Raw genomic sequence first — 24491 nt, 5'->3', positions numbered from 1 at the left:
TTGATGCACCTCTCTCAATCGGCTCGTGTGGGACCCCACAAAAAGAGTACTGGTATCATGTGGCGTCTCAGGATGAGATGCCGCTAGCAGGAAGTCCGAAAGCCTTTCAATCATTGGATCAGCTTAGTGAAATGATTGACAATAAAGAAGAGGTTTCCGTGACAAAAGTAGCCGAATGGTTATTTAAGTGCCCTGAGCTATTAGAGACACTTCGAGTAATCGGCTCACTAAGCGATAAGAGACTATATTTAGACTTAAGTTATGTTTTTAGCCGATCATTAGATCCCGAAGATGGGACAAAAACCATATGTGGATGCAATCCAGACAACATGCTCAAGCACTCTACGAAAACTTTGATAAGAATGATGAGCAAAGGGACTGATAATCGCAAAAGGGAAATTGCAAGAATTGTAGCAAACTATCTTAATCGAAAAAAAGTTATTGATGCTATCATTCTATTTCTTAATCAAACTAAGCAAGATCAGGCTAAAGTTGCATCCCTTTGGCTCTACCCTAAAGACGCTCAACAAAACGAAGCTAAGCGTCGAGGACATGGTGCTGAAGCAGAAATAGCTTTACTGGTCAATAAAGCGGGACTGGAAACGATTCCTAAAGACAAAGCTGGGAATCCCATGGGATCTCATGACCCAAATATATCACCTACTACTTTTACACAGGTACCACATTCGAGAGATGAATCGTTTAGTGTTGACATCCTTGTCCCTAATGTAAAAGGGGAAATTGCAATTATGATCATGGCCTTGGTTCAATCATCAGATCCAGGTCAGTTTGGGGTAGATAAAACAAAAACAAATGCAGCTATCAGAAGCCAATTAGACTTGTTCCGTGAATCCAATGAAGCGGCCCCCGAGATGTGGGGAATTATCGATGGAATTGGGTACGCAGAAAATCCTAATGGCACAATATACCCAATGCTAGAAAATTTCGATATGTTTATTCAGCACAATTCTGCATATAAGACATTTCTCGGGCTACATCGCTTAGGACTATGCAAGGTTGAATCTATTAACTACGATCCAAAATACTACTCGCCATCAAACGCTAAATTCATGCATGAACGATATGCATCCCACGAGATTAATTTTCATAATCAACCCTCAGATACTTTTCACCCTGATGCAATACGAGCTGGATGGGCAGACGTAAAGTTAGAAGCAAGGTAAAATTGGGATGTATGGAGATTATTTCTAGAGGTGGATTTAGGCGCAAATTCCTTTACCGACAGAGAAGCTAACACTAGAGGATTTTCAACGAATCACTTTGAAGTATCCCACGATTTGCGCCAAAGCAAATACTAAGTTTCAATTATCCCTTGCACAGAGTGATTTCACTGAAATCCCTCCTCTACGTCTCAACCTGGCAGCAATAATCTTACCCTTGATGAAACGAAACCTACTCTCGTTTTATTTACTCTCCAATTCAAACTTAGGGATCTCTACAACAAACCCCCAGCTACTACCATAAGTGAGCTCATTCTTATTCGGGCAGTTGACATTTTCGGCCAACGTATTGTTGTAAGCATTAACCATCATACCCTCAGAAGAAAGCACAACCCCTGCCTCTCCAAGCCTGCGCTCCCCCTTATGAGTGCTGTGTTCTACCAAAATTGACATCGAACATAACAACGAACACCCCGTTCTTCATGTCGGGGGAGGTTTTTACAATTTAAGACATGACAACCACAGACATCATTAACCAAGTCAAAGAGATAATTTCCACAGTCACACCAGAAGAACGACAACACTTGATTGAACAGCTGGAGCAGTTGTTTCACGAGCCAGAGTATGGTGAGATTCTGTCACAATGTCCACGCTGCGAGTGTGATTCCGTTGTGCGCAAAGGCACATCAAAGGGCGGGCAACGCTATTTGTGTAAAGGGTGCCAGCGCACCTTTGGACACTCCACAAACAAAGTTCTCAAAACCTCCAAACTGTCTTTAGAGACATGGAGGAAGTTCGCTGAATGTTTTATCGACGGTGTAAGTGTTCGTCGTAGTGCCGAACGCTGCGGGGTTGCTGTTGCCACTGCTTTCTTTATGCGGCACCGTGTTCTTGAGCTGGTTGAGAAAAATGCTAAAAAAGTTACGGTGAACAGGGGAAACTTAGCTTATATCGATGAAACGTTTTTCCCTATTAACTATAAGGGGGCAGCTGTGCCTGATGGTGTTAAAGCTAAAAAGCGCGGCGGGTTAAGGAAGGGGAAAAGTCAGTCAAGGTTGTTGGTTTGTGTGGTTATGGGCGTGACATCTACGGGAAGTATTTTCCATCAAATTGCTGGATACAGTAGTATTTCTAAAATACCGCCCGCCTAGCCCTTGGTGACATTGTTACGTCTGGTTGCACTGTTATCACGGACAAAGGTTCAGGCTATGTTTCAGCGCTAGAAGAACTTGGTGCTACCCACAGGGCTTATCATTCTAAAGATGACCGCGGCAAACTTGCGCCAATCAACGCACTGCACTCTAAAACCAAACGGTTTATGAGGCGTTTTAGCAGTGTCGCCTCCAAGAACCTACACCGCTATCTATCATGGATGGAATGGATCGACAACAACACAGAACGTGAAACGCTGGATATTCTACGCCAATCCACATACACAGTTCATCGTTGCTCTATGAATAGTGAGCATATCCCACCAATGGATGATCTAACACGACGAACCATTACAGGCATGATGTAGCACGTAAAACGCCATAAACAAAGCTGGTTAATGTGCAGGAATCCTTGCTGGGATAAATGGTTGTGATACGTGGTAACTACACAACGTTATAGAAGCAATCATAGGTATGCGAAAAAAGGGAATGCCTAAAGCATTGAGTATCAATACAGTGCCTGCGCCAACCCACCGTTGGGGTTTAATGCCCTCCTTTTAGCACCAATCATATTATTAGGTTTCGGCAACTCTTGGGCAGTTGCGGTAATTGTTTCTCGTTCAATCACTGTTCGTGCAGGTGAGGGGGTTTATTGTTAGTCTATGTCAATTTTGGTAGAACACAGCACCTTATGAGCACCCCTTCATGAGTATAGATTTAGAGCTTACAATAAAATTCATAGATTTAGTTGATTACCCGAATTGATGTCTAAAGCTACAGTTTCCGGTATATTCCAAAGTTTTCCTACTTCAACTTCAAGTTCCATTAGAAGCTCGGAAGGATAAATGCCGTGATTAGCGTAGTCATAAGCTGCTGAACATAAATCTGAAATTGTTAAATGCAATGTATTTGTTTTATCAAAAAGAGGGATGTTTAAGCCAGCGATTATTCCCGGAGATACTTGCGTAGATACCATTCGACTTTCGACTTGTGTTCGAATAAGCGCACTTGCAAATATCCCTCCAAGGTAAAAAGCCTCATCCTTGGACTCGCAAGAAACAAACATAATTTTCTCATTAGGAATGACAGGCTTAGTGTCTAATCCAAAAACACTAACAGGTCCTATAATATCAGTAGTAAAATTTTTCGAAATATATTTCCAACTAACCTTCCAATCACTAAATGTGTAGTCACCCACTCGCTGGCATGCATAGAAACCAATTTCCAAAAATGGTTTCTCCCAAGATGAAAAACCACGCCGTTCATCAAGGACACCGCGAAAACTATTCAGATATTTTAAGGTTTTTGGTGCTACATTATGCATTGTTTCTTCAGATACTGGTTGCATCCTTGTAAGTGTAGTATGTGGAAGCAAGGTCAATACTTCAACCTCTGAAGACCATTGCCTTAAGTCTCGTCCACGTAGAAAAGGGTAAATGAACTCAGTTTCCAATTCAGCGGTGATTTGAGGAGCTGTCCGTTTAGCTCGCTCTGTAATGTTTTCAACATGGATTGAGTTCGCTACCGCTGGAGATTTGGCAGACAGATGGAACACGGCATTGGCTCCACCGGTAAATAGACCTGTTCGACCTCGATAGGAATTAGTACCTTCGAGTTGACGGAATATATTCAGCTGTTCGCGTGTACCAGTCGACCATGCAGAAGTTAGATCCTGAATGTTTGAGGGCTGTGCCATCAGGTCTTTTCTGACGCCATCAATTGGATAATCGTTAGAGATACAACTGCGAGATTTATGGCTTATTTTCTTCCAGATTCGATATGGAAGGGGATACTCGGTTTCTTTACCATTTGATCCATATATAACGATTGTCCTATTTGCCACCCCTTCAAAAGGTTTTACATCAACAAAATCTTCTACTAAATCAATTCTGTAAGGCTGTGGGAAAATTCCAACTGAAAACTTTCGGAATCCAGAGTGATTCTTCGTTGATTTCAGAAGCGATTCTGGAACAATAAACGAAAGCAATCCTTGAGGTTTCAAATATCTATCTACTGAATGCGCAACAAAGAGGGCGGAAATATCCTCTTTTGAAAAAGCTAGCTGCTTTCCTTCTCTTTCAAAAATACCCAGTTCAATCCATCGGTTTGCATGTTTTTTTCGAAATTGATCGGGCATGTACTCCCAGTTAACCCAAGGAGGATTTCCTACTACCATATCTACGGGTTGAATTGATTCAATCTTTCCTAATGCATCTGCATTAATCACGTTATTATTCAGGCATATTAATTTATTACTTGTTTTCCTTATGAAAACTTCAAGTGCAAGACATATGTTTGCGATAATTTGCATACAAGGTACAAGCTCTACTTCAATTGCAAAGAAACATTGAAGGATGGTATCTACTGCTATTTTTTCAGTGATTATTTGTTCTTGGACTGCATAACGTAATTGATCTGCTGCAGCCATCAGAAAAACACCGGATCCTGCACTGGGATCTAATAACGTTTTTTTCCAAAAGTCTTCATTATGGCAGTCATAACCAGACTCTTTCAATACATGATTTGCAAGCCAAATAGGGGTGTAAAACGCCCCAATTGAATGTCTTATTTCTCGTGGAAGCAAAGACATCCGCATTTCTTGAAATTCATCAAATATAGGACTTCTGAAGCTTCGCTCTCTTGAATTGTAGAATTCTTTAGCCATTAATGATATTTCTTGCAAGCTTTCTGGACAAGCAGAAAGAAAAAGCTTCCTCTTATTCCTCGCGTGAATAATTATCGACTCGACTTCACCTGAAAAGGTGATACGATTATCAACATTTTCGATCACTTCTAATGCATGTAGGCACATGTAAGACTCAATAGAAAAAACGAATCTATTTACATCTGTAATACTCTCCCCTGGCAGTAAACATTCGAGCTGAGATTGAGACATTTTTTTCTTGCGTTCGAGAGATCCTCGCACGTTTTCAACATCTTTGAGCCAGCTTTGAAACGCTTCATCCAAGCTTGGCGATTTCAAAGTTGCCTGGTATATACGAGCAATCGTCAGTAGATGTGGAGCAGTCAAAATCTTTCTTCCTATTTAGTAGTAACGTCTCATTACACCTAGTTGCTTGATTATTATCAAGAATCGTGGAGCTCGAACCACCGTGAAAAAGCTTTAATTCTTCGGTAGTAACAATTAAAGCAAGAGGAAATTCCATTATCAAATTAAACAGATTATCACTCTTTGTGCATGAACGCAAGTCGAGAATTCAAGTTCGATAATTGCGCGTGAAATCAGGAGTGGTTCATTCACCCAAACGGCACCAGGCCTCTACGATTCCAGCATTAGAGGGTGCAAGTTCGCGGCACTAGCTTTTTGTTCAGCACAACTCCAAACCTAAGAAATCTTTGAAGTTCCAACCACTTTTCATGGCAGTATAGGTTGCCCCTTATGTATCCATCATGCCAACTTATCCGACCCTGCGTGCGGTTCAGGAAACTTCTTGACAGAAACTTATATCTGCTTACGACGACTCGAAAATAAAATCCTCTCAGTCTTAGATAATAATCAAATATCTCTAAGCTTTGACGACGTAGACGCGACTCCTCTCAAAGTATCTCTGGATCAATTTTATGGCATAGAAATTAATGACTTTGCTGTTTCTGTTGCTTCCACTGCATTGTGGATCGCTCAACTTCAAGCGAATATAGAAGCAGAAATTATCATCACTCGAAATATTGAAGATTTACCTTTGCGCGATTCTGCACATATCCATCATGCCAATGCACTAACAACCGACTGGTCAACTTTCATTGATCCCGCCATCTGTGATTACATTATCGGAAACCCTCCCTTCCTTGGTGCTCGAAACCAGACAAAGGAGCAAAAGCAAGAAATCAAAGATATTTTCCCCAAAGGGACGAAAAATGTGGGAAACATTGATTATGTAGCTGGATGGTATATCCAAGCAGCTAATTTCATGCAAGACTACCCTGTACGCACTGCTTTCGTATCCACCAATTCCATTGTTCAAGGCGAGCAAGTAGCTAATATCTGGAGCCCAATTTTTGAGTTAGGTTTTAGAATCAACTTCGCTCACAACACATTCCGTTGGACAAATGAAGCCACTGAACAAGCACACGTCTTCTGCGTCATCGTAGGATTCTCTAAACACAATGACACAGTACAGCTGTTCCATTACCCCACTCCAGACTCGGAACCTGAACTTAAATATCCCACACAGCTCAATGCTTACCTCGCTGACGCACCCATGATTTTTGTGTGGGATAGGAAGAAACCGCTCTGCGATGTCCCCAAAATAGGAATTGGTAACAAACCGATAGATGGTGGTCATTATCTTTTCACTTCAGAAGAAAAAGCTGAGTTTTTAGCTCAAGAACCCTATGCAGAAAAATTTTTCCACCAATGGATGGGCGCTCGAGAGTTAATTCAAGGAATAGAGCGCTGGGTACTGTGGCTAGGTGAAGCAACACCAGCAGATTTTAAGAATATGCCTTTAGCTCTCGAACGAGTTCGAGCAGTACGCGATTATCGTCTAGCAAGCACTAGCACACCAACTCAGAAAATTGCTGATAAACCAACCCGTTTCCATGTGGAGAATATGCCGAACGGAGACTCAATTATCATCCCAAGGGTATCAGCTACACGTCGAAAATATATACCTATGGATTTTGTTTCTCCACATACTCTCTGTTCTGATTCTTCTCTTTTAATCGCTGATGCCACATTGTACCACTTAGGGATATTACTTTCTTCTCTGCATAATTCATGGATAAGACAAATATGCGGCCGCTTGAAAAATGATTATCGCTACTCCGGAGGCGTTGTTTACAATAATTTCATCTGGCCAGAAACAGACGAGAAAACCGAAAAGAAAATCGCATCACTCGCGCAAAAAATTCTTGACGCACGCGGTCTATACAACGGCGCAACCCTAGCTGATATGTATGACCCAGATAATGATTTCCTTTACCCAGAACTCATGAATGCTCACAAAGAACTAGACCTAGCAGTAGAAAAAGCCTATGGTCTTAACATTCCACAAAAACTAGATGCCACAATCCGAGAACAATATATAGTTGAACATCTATTCAAGCTCTACGATGAATATGATAAATAAAATCCATTTGTCTTAGACCAACCCGCTATAAACAACCAAGCTGTGTTCGTCATCCACATTGACGGCTACTGAGCGCTCACGCCTGGCGTCGTCTAGCACCCAGCACCATTGCCGTGACAATAATCTGTGGAACCATCAGCACCATCACAAAGGACGCCACCGTGCCCAGCTCAAGGGCACGAACCACCGTTCCATACGCCGCGCCGGAGGCCATCTGCAGAAAGAAAAACAATCCCGCAGCCACACCAGGGTATGCCACATCCAATTCCAAAAGATTCGCCTGGGTAAACGGAATAGTCGCCCCCACGCCAAGAAACACAACCGCCATAATCCCCACAAGCACACCCGGATTATTCACGACCCCACCCCAGGCACCAAGAAACGCAGCACCAATCCCGAGCGCCCCAATCACCATAACAACGCGCAATACAGCCACAATATCCCGCGCTTTTTTCACCAATAAACTACCCGCAAGATACCCAATAGCAGGAATAGCCATGAATACCCCATAACGGATTTCCGACTGCCCCAATAGCCCCTGCAAAATCGTCGTAGAAGAATTGATGAAACCAAAATACGTCATCCATACCAAACTAATTGCCGCAGCATTCCACAAGAATTTTTTATTACCCAACGCATTAGCCAGCGCACCCATAAATTGCTTTGGCGACGGCAACACCGGACGCTCCGGGGCAGCTGCCCCAAGAAGCAGCATAATCATCGGAATTAAACACACCGCAAAAACCGCAAGAAGCACAAACAATACCCGCCACGGCATAATCTCAGACAATAACCCACCAGCCAGCGGGGATAAAGACGGCGTGAGGGAAATAACCATCGACATCGACGTCAACACGCCCACCCGGGCACTCGCTGGGTAACGACGCTGCACAATAATACGGGTCAGCACCGTCGCCGACGTACCACCAAGTGCCTGGAGAAAACGCCCGACGGCGAGCACAAGGACCGTCGGGGCGAGAGCTGCGACCACACACCCGACGGCAAAGAGAAGCAAACCTGCGGCTTGGAGACGGGTGGCGTCGAACCGATCAGCTAACGTGCCAGACACAAACATACTCACCGCATAGCCCACCATGTACACCGTGAGCGTGGCCTCCACCTGCGACAAGCCAGTGGACAGATCCGCAGCAATCGCCATATTCGACGGATTAACCAGCGTAAGACCAAGCTGCGGAACCATCACAATCAGCAACAGTATCCAGGTTCGGCTATTCGGCTGCTCCTGCGCCTTACTTGACGACTGTGAGATGTTCATTGCTCTTATGCTACCGACTACCCCCCCCCCGCCACTTTTCAAGGGATAAGCCCCAGAAACCAGACGGTCCTCAAGGCTTATCAGGGCCACTACAGCGGGACGCTTCCAAGAGAGGCGGCTGTGGGAACTGTTAACCAGAATAGCAGCACAATCTTCTTAAAACTGCACCTGGCTGTTTAGCCTAGATCTTGAGGTAACCCACTAAGAATTGCATAAAAGAAAATAGTGGACACTATAAAACCAATAGAGAAAACAACCGCAAAACTCATCCACGTATTCTTAGCAATCAAACTGTTAGATGTTCGCCAACCATAGACCGATGCAAAAAGGACAAGACTACCCGCGGCTACTACAGATCCAACTAAAGCCAAGAAAGAATGAGGAATAATTCCGCTTACAGAAAACAATATGCCACCTTGTACCGCCAAAAAGCTTAGAACAAGACCAGCAAGACTAGCACTAATAATTTTTATTTTATCCATGGATCTCACCCAATCATTTCCCGATCATTGTTGAAACAGCACAAGCTGCAAAAATCCCCCGATGAGCAATCCTTGAATTTGTAGTCATTGATACCACCTCCTCAAATTAAGGTTCATGCGTATCACAAACCTATGTGATTCAATGGCTACGCCTATCCACCGTAGAGAAAATTTTATGACACCGCAATGATTATCACGTCATCCACAGGGCAACCATAACTGTTACAGCGTTACACTAGATTCTTTTTGTTATCCTTAGCGATATGGGAGATAACAGGCGCATCGTTTCTACAGATATTCTTCTCTTGCTGTACACAGACCAGGGAAAACCATCAACAATTAACAAAGCAATCCCCTATGCGCTCGCTGGTGGTTTGCTGGCAGACCTTACCACTTTCGGAAAAATAACAACCTCTACCGACGAGAAGAAATTAGTAATTACAAGCAACTCTCCCACCGGTCACGAGATGCTTGACGAAGCACTAGACAAAGTTCGCGCCCTCGACGGGAAAAGATTACCCCGTGTTCTACGAGCATTATTGAAAAAACCTGAGTATTGCATCGGTAAAGAACTAGCAAAACAAAGAATTGTGACCATCAAAGAAAAATCTTTCCTAGGGATCACACGGCGCACCTACCCCATCACCAACCCAAGCCGAAAAGCACAGCTACATTCAGAACTTTTAACAGTGCTACGTTGCGGACAACCCAACCCTGCGCAAGAAACAATCCTGAGCCTGATTGCAGCAATTGGTGCTGAACATATTCTATTCCGTGAAATAGAAACCGGGTTAACTAAAAGAGAAGTGAAAAAGCGTATAAGCACCGTCCAAAAACAAGCCCACGAACATAACCCCAGCGCCCGTCTTGCTTACAATGCAGTAAAAGCATTACAGAGACAAGTAGGGGCGATGGTAGCCACCCAAGCTGCGACCGCAGGTACTGCCGGTAGCTAGTTTTCCCGTTCGCCTTCTTGCTCCACAATCACATCTGCCTGCACAAAATCACGATTCTTGCTGCGTATCGCTATCAAGGAACAAGAAATAATAATTATTGCCGCACAGACGCTTCGGAAAGTAATACGCTCCGAAAGAAAAAGTGCAGACCAGAGTATGCTCAATACCGGCTGAGCTAATTGAATCTGACTTATCTGTGGCATAGGACCAATAGCTAACCCGCGGTACCAAGCAAAGAATCCTAAATACATACTAACTACACATAAATACGCAAATGCGCACCACTGAGAACCTGCTGTGTTCTACCAAAATTGACATGGAATAACCTGCAACTCTATGACCTGCATAAATAGTAAGTAGACGAATGGCGTGTAAGCATTAGTTCACTTCTCTAAAAATATCGAACAATTGCTCTAACCTAATATGGGGTAGGGTGGATTAAAGCAAAAAGGAAAGCACCTAGACCGATGGTTAGTTGGTCTAGGTGCTTTATGTAGTGTCTACATTTTAAGCGTTACCCTTAACGCGGTTGTGGTGCTTGCACAGCATTACACAGTTATCAAGGGTTGAAGCTCCACCCTTACTCCATGCCGTAGCGTGGTCTGCTTCCATTTCCTTGAGCTTGTAGATCTTTGTCTTTTTGCTCTCGTTGTTACTTAGGACGCAATCAGGACAGTTTGACTTACCAGATTCTTCAGCCTGCTTTGTTTGCTTGCTATAGGCTTGCTCTTTCACACTCTTGTCAAAGAATCGGATGTTAAGGAGTTTCGTTTCCTTTTCTCCACCAAGGATGAACTCGTAGATGTTTCTGTCCTTGGTCACGCTAGGGTCAGCGTGCAGTTCATTTACGCGCTTTTCTGTCTTAGTGCTGTCGTAGGGGTCTTTACCCCATTCTTCGTAAAATGCGCCCCACGGTAGACCTCTCATATTTGGTCTTGGTTCGCCAGGGAAACGGGCTGCTACCCAGTCAATGACAGTCGTAAAATAGGTCATCAGCTCATCCACAGAATCATCTTGACGGTGCTGTGACATATAACCCTCAATGGATGTTTTTTGGCTGTTAGAAACCCACCCAAGGGCTGTCTCAAGAACTTCTTGACGTGCTGGATCGCCTGCCACATAGGAACCCCATTTGTTCTGTCGTGGGTCTGTGGTCTTTGACAATTGAGCCTTTGCCAGTGTGACAAAGGAGCCTGAATATACAGCGTTTCGTAGCTCTTGAGCGTTTAGAGGGACACCAGCAATGTTAATGGTTTGAAACCACTGTTTAATCTCTGATTCTGTCCCCGTGCACACATAGACAAGTAGTTTCGTGTCCATGATTAGGTCTTGCTTGTCTTTAGGGAGGGAGTTAAAGGTTTGCTCACCAGAATCAGTCTCAATAGCAAAACGCCCTGTTACGAAACGACCAATGGACGTAATGCGTTGCTGACCGTCAAGAACCTCTAGACGTTCATTTCCATTGTCATCTTCGCCCACAGAGAAGTAAATCAGTCCTAACGGATAACCTTTCAAGATAGACCTAATAACAGCCTTATCTCTGCTGTCTTTAGCGTAGATGTAGTTGCGTTGGAACTCTGGTTGGATAACCAACTCTCCGCCCAAACCGTAAAGACCTTTACCCTCAAGTTCGTTGTAAGTGAAGTCTTTAACGATCTCTCTCACTGTGTAGGTTCTCAAGTCAGTTTTCATGTTTTAGGCTTCCTTTTCAGTTTCAGGCTTGTGCTGGATCATAATTCGGCCGTATTTCAGCTTCCCATCCATATATGGACCGTCTTTACCGTTTAATGATTTAATGCCAGCAAGACCTCTAATATTTCCTGCTGCCAACCCAAGAATCTCAAACTGATCAGGGTTATATTTGTCAAGGAACGATATAGGGACACCCATTACGCCCTCAAAATCAGAGGGGATACCATCGGTTACAGGAATCTCAATAGCGTCATAGTTGTCGTAGGTTTCATATGACTTTTCATTCTTAATGATCTTCTTGTTATACCGCTTGTTATCTTCCATTGTCATTAGTGGAAGCGGTTCATGCCTGCGCCCGTGCTGAATATTGGTGAACCACCTAACACCTTTGACACGGATGTAGTTGTTCCCCTCATCGTCTGTTCTATAGCCAGCAGCGTCTAGTGGATAACTGTCAGGGACGCGGAACTCCCTATCCCCACTATGGATGCTTTGCCCATACCAGATTTTGTTATCTCTAAACAGGGGGAACACATCTTTGTAAGTGACCGCGTTCATATTTCCAATAATTGAGAACTCAAGATCACCCTCCACCAACCACGCTAGGAAATCCCTAAACAATGAAAAGGGAGGGTTGGTAATAACCATGTCAGCTTCATCTCTTAGTTTGGTGACTTCCTCACTACGGAAATCACCATCACCATTAAGATATGTCCATTCAAAATCTTCAATATTTACACGACCGTCATTGTTTACATCAGTTCCATCAAGGATGAAAAGTTTGCCTCTTTCAAAGTCTTTTGACTCATCAAAGTTAGGATCATCAAACAAGGTTGGTTGAGGGGAGTAGAAAGCGCCATCCATATTTGAACGCGGTGCATAGCTGGTGCTAATTAATTTTTTAATTCCAAAATCTTGGAATCTTAAAGCAAAATATTTCGTGAAATTAGACCACTCTGGATCATCACAGGGAAGTAAAATAGTCTTACCTCTAAAAACATCTGGATCGTAGTCCAGATAGGCGTTCATCTCTTTCTCAATATCAGCCCATTGTGTATAAAATTCATCCTGTTTTGCTTTTTTAGCATTGCCTAGATTGCTGTTTTTAGCCACTTCTTCTAACTCCACTGTTTATCAAGTTGTGAAAATTCTAACCAATGATTCACATGTTACATCACGCCTGTAATAGTTCGTCGTGTCAAATCATCCATTGGAGGAATGTGCTCACTATTCATAGAACAACGATGAACCGTGTAAGTGGAGTCATGCAAAATATCCATCGTTTCACTTTCAGCGTTGCTATCTACCCATTCCATCCATGACAGGTAGCGGTTTAGGTTCTTGGAAGCAACACTACTAAAGCGCCTCATGAACCGCTTGGTTTTGGAGTGGAGTGCATTAATTGGTGCAAGCTCACCACGATTAGCCTTGGAATCATAAGCCTTATGGGTAGCTCCCAGTTCCTTCAAAGCTGAAACATAACCCGAACCCTTATCTGTAATGACGGTAGAACCATCCTTAACAATGTCACCAAGTGCTAGGCGTGCTGTGTCTTTGGAGATACTGCTGTATCCAGCAATTTGGTGGAATATGTTTCCAGTAGATGTCACACCCATGACTACACAGATAAGCAACCCTGATTGGCTCTTACTTTTCCTAAGTCCGCCACGCTTCTTAGCCTTAATACCGTCAGGGACATCAGAAACCTTTGAAGTTGATAGGGAAGAACGTCTCATCAATGTAGGCGGAGTTCCCCTTATTCACGGTGACCTTTTGACGTTCTTCTCAACCAGCTCAAGAACACGGTGCCTCATGAAGAAAGCGGTAGAGACAGCAACCCCACAACGTTCAGCACTACGGCGAACGCTTACACCGTCAATAAAGCACTCCGCGAACTTTCTCCAAGTCTCTAGTGACAACTTGGATGTCTTAAGGACTCTGTTTGTAGAGTGTCCAAAGGTGCGATTGCAGCCCTTGCAAAGATAGCGCTGACCGCTCTTTGACTTACCTTTCATGACTATGGAGTCACACTCACAACGTGGGCATTGTGATGGAGCCTCAACATGCTCTGGTTCGTTAAACAACTGCTCTAGTTGTTCAATCAGGCACTGTCGTTCTTCTGGCGTGACCGTGGAAATTGTCTCTTTGACCTGCAAAATAATGTCTGTGTTTTTCATACCTTAATTGTAAAATCTTCACCTGACATTGAGATTCAGAGATTCGATATTGTGTTCTATTATGATTAATGTGTAGTGTAAGCCACAATGCCAATTTTGGTAGAACACAGCCCTGAGAACCTGTAGCATTAAAATCAGCGTGTGCAGAAGAATACACGGCCAGGGGAAGCATAACTGGCAGCGCTGCAATCAACGCCCAGGAAATTGTTTGCCATGATCCAAGACTTTGAGAAACCACTCCCCCTTCCGCGTAACTAATTGCACACAATACAACTGCCGCCAATAAAAACAGGTCATTCTTACTTAATGCACCAAATGTTGCTCCCTGAGAAAAGGAGAAAATAACAGCGGCAACTGCACCACATCCCGTCGCAATCCAGAAAACACCAGCAGGATACGTACGCGTTCTTAGTGCAGCAATCACAGCAGTGGTGGCCGGCAGAATTGCTATCACAACCGCCCCATGACTGGCAGGCGTGGTCGTCAAAGCATACGAAGTCAGCATAGGAAACCCAATAACAGCACCTAAGGCAACAATTGAAACAGAAAGCAATTCTTTCTTCCGTGGCATACGTTGCTTTGTCATACTTAGTGCGCAGATCGCAAGCAGTGCTGCCACAACAGCCCTAGCGGTTCCTACAAATAAAGGCGATAAGCCGTTGTTTTCAACAGCAAGCCGAGTCATGGGGACAGTGAAAGAAAAAGCCGAGACACCCAGAGAACCCCATAAGAACCCTGAATCCCGAGAGAGTATCGCTTTCCCTTTTAATTGAGTAGCGCTATTGTTATATTTCATGTCTAACAGTAGCACAGAGCGTATCGTTGTTCAATTAATCAAAAAAATCCACACCCTACACACTGGCGACAAACTCCCACCCAGCCGCCAACTAGTCAATGAATTTCACGCAAGCCCCGTCACAATACAAAAAGCACTATCCGAACTAGTAGCACGAGGGCTTATCGAAACACGACCCGGCGTCGGCACCTTTGTCCTCGCACCACGCCCAACAAAACTTGCCGACGTCCAATGGCAAACATCACCCCTAGGACTCATCCCAGAAACCCTACAATCAACCCACAGCCCCCTAGACCACAACGAAAAATACCTCATCCCCCTCAACAACGGATACCCAGAAAAATCCCTACACCCACAAACCCTCATCCGCACAGCACTACGCACAGCCAGCACAGACCCAACATCCTTCATAGCTCCCCAACCACAAGGAACACCAGAGCTCAGAGAATGGTTCGCACGCCAAGCAGCATCCACCCACCAATCCGGCACACCCGGCCCATCGCAAGAAGACGTCATCATCACCCCAGGAAGCCAACCAGCACTCGGAACACTATTGCGTAGCGTCGTCGGTACTGGAAACCCAATCATCATGGAATCCCCCACCTACTGGGGAGCCATCCACGCCGCACGACGCGCACACCTGCGCATCACCCCGCTCAACACAGGCACAACCGGACCAAACCCAGCAGACCTAGACAGAGCATTCACATCCACCGGAGCCAAAGTATTCTACGCCCAACCTTCCTACGCCAACCCAACAGGGCGATCATGGTCACACGACACCGCACAAGAAATCCTCGACGTCGTACACAAACACCACGCATTCATCATCGAAGACGATTGGGCACACGACTTCGGTTTCTCAGGCTCCTCCTGCCCGCTCCACATATACGACGAAAAAGGATGCGTAATCTACATACGCTCACTATCAAAAACACTCTCACCAGCAATGCGAGTAGCAGGAATCATTGCACAAGGCCCCGTCAAAGAACGCATCTACACAGACATCAGAGACCACAACCTCTTCGTCAGCCCCCTCCTACAAAACGCAGCATTACGAGCAGTAACAGCACCCCAATGGCACACACACCTCAAAAAACTACAACAAGACCTACACACAAGATCAAAAATACTCATCACCGCCATCAATGAACTCAGCCCCGACATCCACATCGAAGCAATACCTCACGGCGGACTCAACCTCTGGACACGAATCCCCGACCACATTAACGCATCCCACTTAGTCCAACAATGCGCAACACAAAACGTAGGAATAGCAGACGGAAAAGCATGGTTCCCAGCAGAATCACCAGGACAATACCTACGAATGAACTTTGCAGGCTGCACACCAGAACTATTCAGCCAAGCAATCAGCATTGTGCAAGAAAATATAGATGGGTTGAAGGGGATGTAATTTTGAGTTACACACCAACGTCGATGACGTTCCGGTTTCCTACCTCAGTGTTGCGGTATACAGCTAAGGTCGTTGTGCTCGTATAGTGGGAACCCGGGAATTGACCTTGATCCATGTCGCGGCATGAGGATCAATGAAGTTCGCCACCGTTTGGATGGCGTTATCAACAGAATCGAGATGCGCGACTTCACGGGGTATATCGAATTGTTGAACGATTGATTCGTGGTGAGAGCACCTGTTCCTCATGTCGTAGACAATAACTACAAGATCTTCGAACTGCTGTCTGCTGTTGGGTTTTTGTTTTAAGACCTTCTCTACCTGAGGCCAGATACTCGCCTGATAGTGGCGACTTAAGAGGAAGCGCCAGAAGTCAAAGCTGAGCTCAGCAATTATTTTTCCTGCTGGTGCTCCTCTCCCTCCGGCTCGTCTCTTCGCCTTGTGAATGCTCTTCTCTGCTTTATTGCTGAAAGCTATTCGACCGTTATCAAACCACCGTTCGTTGTATCTTTTGGTTAGGGCAACATGAATGCAATTTCGGAGGAGTACTTCGAGATGTTCGATGTCGGCGAGATAGGTCTTCGTGAGGTGAGTATTCCAAAGGTATAGCGCTTCTGGTGTTGGATGGTCGGCATACCGGCTCATTCATGCAGGTGAAAACCACTGAGATAGCGATACTAGGGTCGATCCTGGATTATTCATTATGCATATGTTAGTCTCTATCTTGAAAGCCCCGGAACGATCCCTGCACTACGAAAGTAGGAGCAAATCGCCGGGGCTATTGATGTTTCCGCGCAATTGATTGCTTGTGTGTCTTTAGGGGATAATACCCTGAAAACCGATAATAATTTACTCGTGCAAGGAAATCAGCAGCAGCATCGGGATCTTCAATCTCCATTCCCCGTTTACTCAAGAGCGCTACCTGATCTTCATAATTCAGCCAATGCTTCATCCCCACCTCCAAAATAAAAGGCCTCGGTCATTTGTGCTTTACCACTAAGGCAAGAGGCCTGACCGAGGATCTATCATGTCGTATGATACACAACGATTGAGAAGCCAAAACCCTTATGCGCAGCAAGCGCACTGGAGCAAAACTCACCCAGGTTGGTTTCCTCTATGAGTAATAAAAGCAGCTACCAAAAGAATTGAAGCAGTAAAAACATACATCCCTGCAACAAAGACGAAGGTTTGGGTAGATACCACGTTAAGAAGTTTCAAGATCCCTATTATTAAAACGAAACTAATAGGTATCAATGCGCGAGTATAAGGTACAGTACGACGATTATTCCCCGACATAGTACACCTCGTATTCATCCATTAACTCTGACCTGACGAGAACAAAAGATTCTTTACATAAACAGTAGCACTGTATCTAAAAATCGCGCTAAAAGTATGTAAATCTAAAAGTCTTTCTTCACCGCACAACGCAACAACCACAAGAAGGTGCATGACCATAATGAAGAAATAATAGCTTTAGTTAAAAAGACTGACCACGAACTCTCCCCTGGGCTGCGCACCATCTCCAAAGAAACAATCTGTGAAGTAGGAAAATAAAGCTCAATATGTGTCTTGGTTAAGACAGAAAAAGCTAGTGTCAATACAGTTAATCCGAATGCAATTCCTATGGTGACACCCACACTTTTCGTCTTTACTGCGATATAACCATATAGGGTAAACGTAGTGAAAAAACCTAATGAGCCAACAAGAGCGTATAAGAGATACAACCATAAAAATTTGCTCTCGACGCCATGCACAAGCATTCCGACGAAGAAGATCAAGAAAGCGCTAAGAGAAGAAAACAAGGCAGCAAGAAGAAAAAAGAAGGCTTTTTCTCGCATAATAAAACTCATCCCTTTGGGAAGAGCTGCCACCCAACGAAAATTTTTCCTTACAAACTCTGGTTTCATTGCCAAACTGGCAATCGCCGCACAAAGAATGGGTGCAATAAGACTATGGAATACTTGTCCAGCATAATTCCACGTGTAGGCTGCAGCTCCTTCCGAAAACTCGCTCCATTGTTTTTGTCCTAAATCAGAACTCGTACCAGAAAAACCGATAAACAGCGTCGGAATAAAAAAGATCACAAAGGATAGCAGACCATAAAAAGCTACTCTATTTTTCTTAAAGAAAAGTGAATTAAACATCTAGCGCCCTCCGTCGAATAAATACATAGGTGAGTAGAAGAATTATCCCTGTCAAGATCAGGGGGATTCCTATATCGAAGAAGCTAATTGGGGTATCTGTATAGGCCATTTCCTCCTGCATCACTACTTTGGCAGGCGCAGTAGCACCGGCAAAGAAAAAGGGAATGAACGCTGCCACTACCTTAGGAATTTGTAGACTTGCAGCACCAGCTATCGCTCCTCCAATTCCAAAAATGATGAGCATAGTGTGACGAGAAGAATAGAGAGATAATACACTAAAAAGCAGCGTCAAAAAGACAATTTCACATATGAACCCTGAAGAAGCAACCAACACCATTCTTGGGTCAAGATTCACGCCACATTGCGTCGCAACACCTAAAGAAACCAACAGCACAATAGCAAATAGGAGCAAAAGTAGACATAAAATAAAAGCTACTTTATGTACGATGAGCGATATTCGGCTCACTCCATTAGCTAGTTGCCGCTGTATCATTCGGGAATTTTGATCAATGTTAGCAATCATGAGACTAAGTGTTAAAGCCATCAGCGGAATAAAAACACCACCTAGCTGGACTAACGTCACAATAACACCACGTGGATCGCGTGCAAGCTCCCCTTGAGATGCATCTGTATTCAGAAAAATAACCGCAGAAGACCAAAAACAAAATAACAAGGTAATAGCTATAGGAACAAAAACAGAACGCTTACCCTTAAATTTCGCTAATTCTCTCATCTAATGTTCACCGACCACTCATCTCACCAGTGATTTTTAGGAATGACTCTTCAAGCGATCGTTTCTCGTCCCAGATTTTTTCAATGGAGATTGAATTTTGCACTGCGTTCTTCACAAAATCACTCGCATCCTGACCAGTGCAGTAGCGAATAGCATACGACGTATCGTCGATAGCAGAGAAAGCAAGCCCCTTGCTACGCATATAGTCCTCGAACTGTTGAGGATTACCCACAGTCACGCAGGTTTTTTCTCCACCAATCAACCCACTGATAGCCCCTTCATAAAGCATCCGGCCGTTACTGATAATTCCGACGACAGATGCAGTTTGTTCAATTTCTGCAAGCAAATGACTAGAAATAATCACAGTCTTACCCTGCTGTTCTGCCAGATCCTTAAGAAGAATCCGTATCTCCCGAATTCCATCTGGATCAAGACCATTCGTCGGCTCATCTAGCAATAAAATCTCAGGATCGCCGACTAATGCAGAAGCAATACCAAGTCGCTGTTTCATACCGAGGGAATAACTCGATACCTTTTGTTTTCGCACATCATAAAGACCGACGATAGAACACAAACTATCAATATCTGTGCTCGTACCACGAATGCGATCAATGAAACGAAGATTATCCACAGCACTTAAATGCGGATAATATGCAGGCTCTTCAATGAGACTCCCAATAAAGCGAAGATAATCGACATTACCGTTCTGAATCTTTCGCCCATGAAGCAAAAATTCACCAGTTTTCATAGGAAGAAGACTAAGCAGTGTCTTCATGACTGTGGTTTTACCGGCACCATTGCGCCCCAGAAAACCATATACCTGCCCTTGTGGAACACTCATATTGAGATTATGAATAATAGGTTTCCCTTTTATCGCCACATTTACGTTGCGAAGCTCAACGATTGATTTCATACGCTCACCCTGTGCTCTTACCGTAGGTTCATCCTTGGATAACTTTTGATAACAATGCGCATATCCCCTGCGCATGAGCACGACTTTATCAATCACAATCATTACTCGCCTACAACAAAAATGCCCCCCCGGGATGAGGTAATTGCCCTAGCAAATCCGCATGAAAATCACCCATATACTAGCTCTGGTACATAGCTACACGACGCCCATCACCAGGCATTATTGAGTTATACGACGTTACACTCCACACCATGCCGCCACATATCTGCTTCACAACGCTTATCTGTAAGTAGTGCTGACACTACCCACGAATCAAGGCTTCTTCTCAAAACATTCTGCACTTATACCTATGTTCATATCTGTGCTCATAATTGTTTATGAATCACGTGATATTTCCTGTATTAACGGCAATCCCCTAAAACTCTTACTCAACACAGCTACAACCAACGGAGGAAACGTCAACAAAGCCGCAATACACAACGCAAAGAAAACCCCATAAGAATCACTAAGAAAACCCCCTAACAAAGGACCAAGTGGAGACAAAACCAAACCAGGTATCCCCGTCGCCGCCACAACACGAGCCAAAATATGCTCAGGCGTCACCGCCATCGCATAAGCCCCAATAGCACCATTAAACACCGGCAACAACAACCCCGACACAAAAGAAACCACACCAACAAACAAAATAGAACCATACACCACACTAATAAAAACAAACCCCAAAGAAAGCACCAACAAAGTCACAATACCCACCCAACCCATCGATACCTTCTCCAACAATTTCACCCCAACAACAGACCCAACAACAACACCCAACCCCATAGCACTAGCATAAAAACCAATCAATAACGACGACACCCCCACCGCCTCATAATGACTAAACAAAACAATCGGCTGCATTGACAACGGCAAATTGATAAGCGAAGCCACAAAAACAACTGCACGCAAACCCGGATTTTTCCACACAAACCGAAAACCATCCCAAAGCCCATACACCGACTCTTGCCCACCAGAGTCTTGCTCACCAGAATCTTCCTGCACAGCAGACCCAACCGAAGGAACCAACAACAACGCAATCCCATGAAACACCGACTGAACAATCATGGCAACACCCAACGACCAACCAACAAGCAACCCACCTAAAGGACTACCCACAAGATTGGCACATGCTTCACGCCCCTGAACAATCGTGTTCGCTGCCCCCAAATCATCACGAGCAACAATACGCGAAATCAACACATTGTCACATGGTGAGGAAACAGACGCAGCAATACTGGCAACAACCGCAGCAACACCAATAATCGTGATGTTAAAAGTCCCAGCATAAAATAAGAGCGCAACAACTAACCACGTAAGAACCTGAATCGCAGTTGCCACTTTTAACACAACAGACGCGTTAAAGCGATCCACGATAGCGCCACTGACAAACTGGAAGCCAATCCCACACGCAGCTGACAAAAATGCCACTACCCCAGCTGAAGTCGCCGACCCACCGATAGTCAAAATTCCTAAAGGGATCGCAACAAAAGACAACGCCTGAGAAAGCTCATTACACGCATTAGCCACAGTGAGACTGGTAAACCGAGGATTTTTTGCTAAGAGATTCACACCAACCCCCTCCCATGAACACACTCATTCGGCACGTCAATAACATAGGAAACATTAACCATATTTCCCCACCTCACAGACCTATCCGATACTTTGGATAAATTTTAGCCTATAATTTGATAGAAAATCACTTTTATCAAGGAATAAAGACGCACTCGGAGTGGGATTCTACTGTAGTCAATTTATTTACCTATGTGGTTTTGCTCCCTTGTCTCCTCTATCATTCCTCGTTCAGCCATCTCATCAGTCTGTTTTCAAGCATCATCCGTGCTCTATCATTTTCCTTTTCCAGGCATACGTTGCGCAATAGAAACCAAAAACAAGACTTACTGCCAATACGATCCAGGTCACTACAGAATAACCAGGAAAAGGATACCCAACCGCAACCGGCATAGGAGCTAAAGGATTATACATAGCTACGATTGCCGACTTTACCAACACCACTGAACCAAACATCGCTAATCCAAGGCATAAAGCAAAACCCACACCAAAATCACGGACACGAACAAAAATCGCAAATGAAATAAGCCCCCATGCAATGACACCAACCACATTACGCAGCGCCAACACTCCCACAGAAACAAAACCTTGAGTCAGGGAAACTCCACTCATGATTCCTGCACAACACCACCCAAATACAAGACCACTAGAAAGAACTAATCCTAAAACTCCAAGAGCAACAATCACCGCAGGAATTTTCCGTGAAGTATATCCCACTCTCGACCGAATAAGCTCAACCACCCCATCACTGACCTCGGCTCGTGCTAAAGAACCAGCCAAAATCGAGACCACCACTGGACCTAAAACCAAAGCATATAACTGCGTTCCTGCCGACGACCACATGCTTTTAGCAATCTGCTCAGGAGCAATAACATCCCCATTCATGTGCACAAATACAACCGAAGTAAACGCAGCAACCATACCAAGAACTATCGCAGCACATACATACGCCCACCTAGGTTTAGCTTTTTTGATTTCTAACCAATAAAAACGCATCATCAGGCCTTTCCCACACGAATCCGCAGAAAACTAAACAACAATATGCAAACAATCACAGCGCTCATAGCTGACACTCCTAATCCCAAAACGCACGTTGGATTAGGCTCAAAACCTAAAAGTGGTTGCCCAACAGCAACATCTCGAAACGGATTACCAGCCAGCAATGCACCGGTAGGCAATACTCCCACTAGCACTGACGTCTGCCCAATCAGCGACACACCAATCACAGATAGAACAATCCCGACGATTACTGCAGGAACCAACCCACCCCAACGCATATGTACTACCGATATCAAGCTCTCTGAGAAAATAATCGAAATGAGCATCGCCACAAAAATATACGCACACCACACCGAATCAGCCCAGGAATAATACACTCCCACCAATACAGCAAGCGCTAAAGAATACCCCACTGCCCACAACACAAGCCACAGAAAACATACCCCTAAACGCAATGCAAGTAATTGTCCTACTTTACCGTTACGCGCCCGCATCAATCCCCAAATGTCATTATCTTGCTCCTCAGTCAAGAAAAGCTGAATAAAGACAAAAACTACCAATGGCAACGTAAAAAGTGCAACAGCTGCGCCCTGACTTATCATCCCTGCTGTCGTATCCTCAGCAGGATTAGCACCACCGCGTATTCCTATATTTGCAATCATCATCCACGCAACCGTCGCACATATAGCTACTGCAACTGCGATAAATGCATATTTCACACGAAAAATCCGTTTGTTTAACATGCTTGAGCTCCCGTCGTAAGCTCAAAAAACTTCTCCTCCAAAGAAGGAGATTTCACATATGCAGCATCAATAGGGATTCCGTATGATGCTAATCCAAAAATAATATCCGATAACTCGACCTCGGACTGTACCCAAAAACTACCCCACCCCACTTCAGAAGCAACGATTTGTTTATCTGCTAACCATTTACGCATTAAATCTGGTTCAGGAGTATCGACCATAACTTTCTCATCAGCTAATAAGGCACCAAGTTCACCAGAATAACGAATATGCCCTTTATCCAAGATACCTACATGGGATGCTACGCTTTGCATTTCGGACAAAATATGGCTGGAAACCATGATAGTAACATCGTGTATTTTTGGTAGCTCTTGAATAAGTTGACGCATCTCAACAACGCCCTGCGGGTCAAGACCATTTGTTGGTTCATCCAAGATAAGAAACTCAGGATCTCCCATCAAAGCTACTGCTAAACCAAAGCGCTGTTTCATCCCTAGCGAATAATTTTTCACAGGACGAGCCAAAGAAGGATCCAACCCCACACTCATCAATAACTTTCGATAATCCTGACGCTCAAGACCAAAAAGAGTGCCAAAATATGAGAGATTCTCTTCAGCACTCAAAGAAGGATAATACTTAGGACTTTCAATCAGCGATCCAACTTTATGCGCAGCACCTTTTCCTCGCGCTGATGTAAAAGCAAAACTACCTGAATCAAATTTGAGTAGATTCACCAGCCCCTTCATCAAGGTACTTTTACCAGCACCATTAACCCCAAGCAAGGCATACACACACTGCTTAGGAACACTTAAATTTATATCACTCAAGACATTATGCTTACCAAAACTTTTAGACACATTTTCAACATTCAACTCAAAAGCCATAAGTAGCGTAATTCCTTAATTCTCATCAGATAAGCTAGTTTCTCAAAGCATAAAAGAGAAATATGCAGAATACAGCACTATCTGTAAGCCCCCCCTCTAGAGACCACCTCATAAGAACCATATACTAACTTCTGGATAACTATACAACGCACACTACTAGGCATTATTGCGTTATACCGTGGTCTACTGCGAACACGACCACCATGTTTTCTCACCACAATGCCCATTAACAAGTAGTGCTAGCACTACCCACTG

21 protein-coding genes are annotated in these 24491 nt (G+C 44.2%); 6 read left to right on the top strand and 15 right to left on the bottom strand.

The genetic code is table 11. The annotated features are described in order from the left end of the window. The first annotated feature begins 59 nt into the window (after positions 1–59). From FQV43_RS04200 to FQV43_RS04190, 3 genes are all read left to right on the top strand, one after another. Complete coding sequence (locus FQV43_RS04200) at positions 60–1184, top strand: hypothetical protein (protein ID WP_146339060.1); 1125 nt, start codon at positions 60–62, stop codon at positions 1182–1184. 509 nt (positions 1185–1693) lie between these two features. Then, entirely contained in the window at positions 1694–2332 is a 639-nt protein-coding gene (locus FQV43_RS04195) for an IS1 family transposase (RefSeq protein ID WP_146339058.1), read from the top strand. Positions 2333–2499: 167 nt separating this feature from the next. Beyond that, positions 2500–2700: a hypothetical protein gene (locus tag FQV43_RS04190; protein WP_146338224.1), complete on the top strand. Its 201-nt coding sequence runs from the start codon at positions 2500–2502 to the stop codon at positions 2698–2700. Between the two features lie 368 nt (positions 2701–3068). Here FQV43_RS04190 and FQV43_RS04185 read toward each other — a convergent pair whose 3' ends face one another. Continuing rightward, positions 3069–5363 (bottom strand): Eco57I restriction-modification methylase domain-containing protein, encoded by a 2295-nt coding sequence (locus tag FQV43_RS04185; protein ID WP_146339056.1) that lies wholly within the window; start codon positions 5361–5363, stop codon positions 3069–3071. Between the two features lie 322 nt (positions 5364–5685). Here FQV43_RS04185 and FQV43_RS04180 point away from each other — a divergent pair, with 322 nt between their 5' ends. After that, complete coding sequence (locus FQV43_RS04180) at positions 5686–7422, top strand: DNA methyltransferase (RefSeq protein WP_146339054.1); 1737 nt, start codon at positions 5686–5688, stop codon at positions 7420–7422. Between the two features lie 76 nt (positions 7423–7498). Here FQV43_RS04180 and FQV43_RS04175 read toward each other — a convergent pair whose 3' ends face one another. Continuing rightward, positions 7499–8698 carry an MFS transporter gene (locus FQV43_RS04175; protein ID WP_146339052.1) on the bottom strand — a complete coding sequence of 400 codons (1200 nt, stop codon included), beginning with the start codon at positions 8696–8698 and terminating at the stop codon, positions 7499–7501. Positions 8699–8874: 176 nt separating this feature from the next. Beyond that, positions 8875–9180 (bottom strand): hypothetical protein, encoded by a 306-nt coding sequence (locus FQV43_RS04170; protein WP_146339050.1) that lies wholly within the window; start codon positions 9178–9180, stop codon positions 8875–8877. A 263-nt stretch (positions 9181–9443) separates the two neighbouring features. On the opposite strand from FQV43_RS04170, the gene FQV43_RS04165 reads away from it, so the two are divergent. Continuing rightward, the gene (locus FQV43_RS04165) at positions 9444–10136 is read left to right on the top strand and encodes a GPP34 family phosphoprotein (protein WP_146339048.1); all 693 of its coding nucleotides are present in this window, start codon (positions 9444–9446) and stop codon (positions 10134–10136) included. Here FQV43_RS04165 and FQV43_RS04160 read toward each other — a convergent pair. The 5 genes from FQV43_RS04160 to FQV43_RS04140 form a co-directional block, all read right to left on the bottom strand. Then, positions 10133–10387, bottom strand: a complete 255-nt coding sequence (locus FQV43_RS04160; RefSeq protein WP_146339046.1) for a DMT family transporter — start codon at positions 10385–10387, stop codon at positions 10133–10135. The two genes, FQV43_RS04165 and FQV43_RS04160, sit on opposite strands and share 4 nt — an antisense overlap. A gap of 256 nt (positions 10388–10643) precedes the next feature. Further along, a complete protein-coding gene (locus tag FQV43_RS04155; protein ID WP_146339044.1) occupies positions 10644–11828 on the bottom strand; it encodes a DUF262 domain-containing protein in 1185 nt (394 codons plus the stop codon). 3 nt (positions 11829–11831) lie between these two features. Continuing rightward, positions 11832–12941 carry an adenine-specific methyltransferase EcoRI family protein gene (locus tag FQV43_RS04150; RefSeq protein WP_146339042.1) on the bottom strand — a complete coding sequence of 370 codons (1110 nt, stop codon included), beginning with the start codon at positions 12939–12941 and terminating at the stop codon, positions 11832–11834. Positions 12942–12997: 56 nt separating this feature from the next. Beyond that, entirely contained in the window at positions 12998–13564 is a 567-nt protein-coding gene (locus FQV43_RS04145) for a transposase (protein WP_146339040.1), read from the bottom strand. 361 nt (positions 13565–13925) lie between these two features. Beyond that, positions 13926–14801 (bottom strand): DMT family transporter, encoded by an 876-nt coding sequence (locus FQV43_RS04140; RefSeq protein ID WP_146339039.1) that lies wholly within the window; start codon positions 14799–14801, stop codon positions 13926–13928. Here FQV43_RS04140 and FQV43_RS04135 point away from each other — a divergent pair. Next, positions 14800–16215: a PLP-dependent aminotransferase family protein gene (locus tag FQV43_RS04135; protein ID WP_146339037.1), complete on the top strand. Its 1416-nt coding sequence runs from the start codon at positions 14800–14802 to the stop codon at positions 16213–16215. The two genes, FQV43_RS04140 and FQV43_RS04135, sit on opposite strands and share 2 nt — an antisense overlap. Before the next feature lie 1397 nt (positions 16216–17612). Here the strand turns inward: FQV43_RS04135 and FQV43_RS04120 are convergent. From FQV43_RS04120 to FQV43_RS04090, 7 genes are all read right to left on the bottom strand, one after another. Continuing rightward, positions 17613–18356: a hypothetical protein gene (locus FQV43_RS04120; protein WP_146339033.1), complete on the bottom strand. Its 744-nt coding sequence runs from the start codon at positions 18354–18356 to the stop codon at positions 17613–17615. Continuing rightward, positions 18349–19089 carry a hypothetical protein gene (locus FQV43_RS04115; RefSeq protein ID WP_146339031.1) on the bottom strand — a complete coding sequence of 247 codons (741 nt, stop codon included), beginning with the start codon at positions 19087–19089 and terminating at the stop codon, positions 18349–18351. The genes FQV43_RS04120 and FQV43_RS04115 overlap by 8 nt, the downstream gene beginning before the upstream one ends. Positions 19090–19096: 7 nt before the next feature. Next, positions 19097–20098 (bottom strand): ABC transporter ATP-binding protein, encoded by a 1002-nt coding sequence (locus tag FQV43_RS04110; RefSeq protein ID WP_168195040.1) that lies wholly within the window; start codon positions 20096–20098, stop codon positions 19097–19099. A gap of 279 nt (positions 20099–20377) precedes the next feature. Then, positions 20378–21610 carry an MFS transporter gene (locus tag FQV43_RS04105; protein ID WP_168195039.1) on the bottom strand — a complete coding sequence of 411 codons (1233 nt, stop codon included), beginning with the start codon at positions 21608–21610 and terminating at the stop codon, positions 20378–20380. A 261-nt stretch (positions 21611–21871) separates the two neighbouring features. Then, the gene (locus FQV43_RS04100; protein ID WP_146339025.1) at positions 21872–22609 is read right to left on the bottom strand and encodes a hypothetical protein; all 738 of its coding nucleotides are present in this window, start codon (positions 22607–22609) and stop codon (positions 21872–21874) included. Next, positions 22609–23328 (bottom strand): hypothetical protein, encoded by a 720-nt coding sequence (locus tag FQV43_RS04095; RefSeq protein ID WP_146339023.1) that lies wholly within the window; start codon positions 23326–23328, stop codon positions 22609–22611. The genes FQV43_RS04100 and FQV43_RS04095 overlap by 1 nt, the downstream gene beginning before the upstream one ends. Before the next feature lie 17 nt (positions 23329–23345). After that, a complete protein-coding gene (locus FQV43_RS04090; RefSeq protein WP_146339021.1) occupies positions 23346–24236 on the bottom strand; it encodes an ATP-binding cassette domain-containing protein in 891 nt (296 codons plus the stop codon). Positions 24237–24491: the final 255 nt, after the last annotated feature.

The sequence above is a fragment of the Corynebacterium sp. sy039 genome (assembly GCF_007904105.1).
GTDB lineage: Bacteria > Actinomycetota > Actinomycetes > Mycobacteriales > Mycobacteriaceae > Corynebacterium.
The sequence above is the reverse complement of the archived record's forward strand: the minus strand, read 5'-3'. Positions and strand labels throughout refer to the sequence as shown.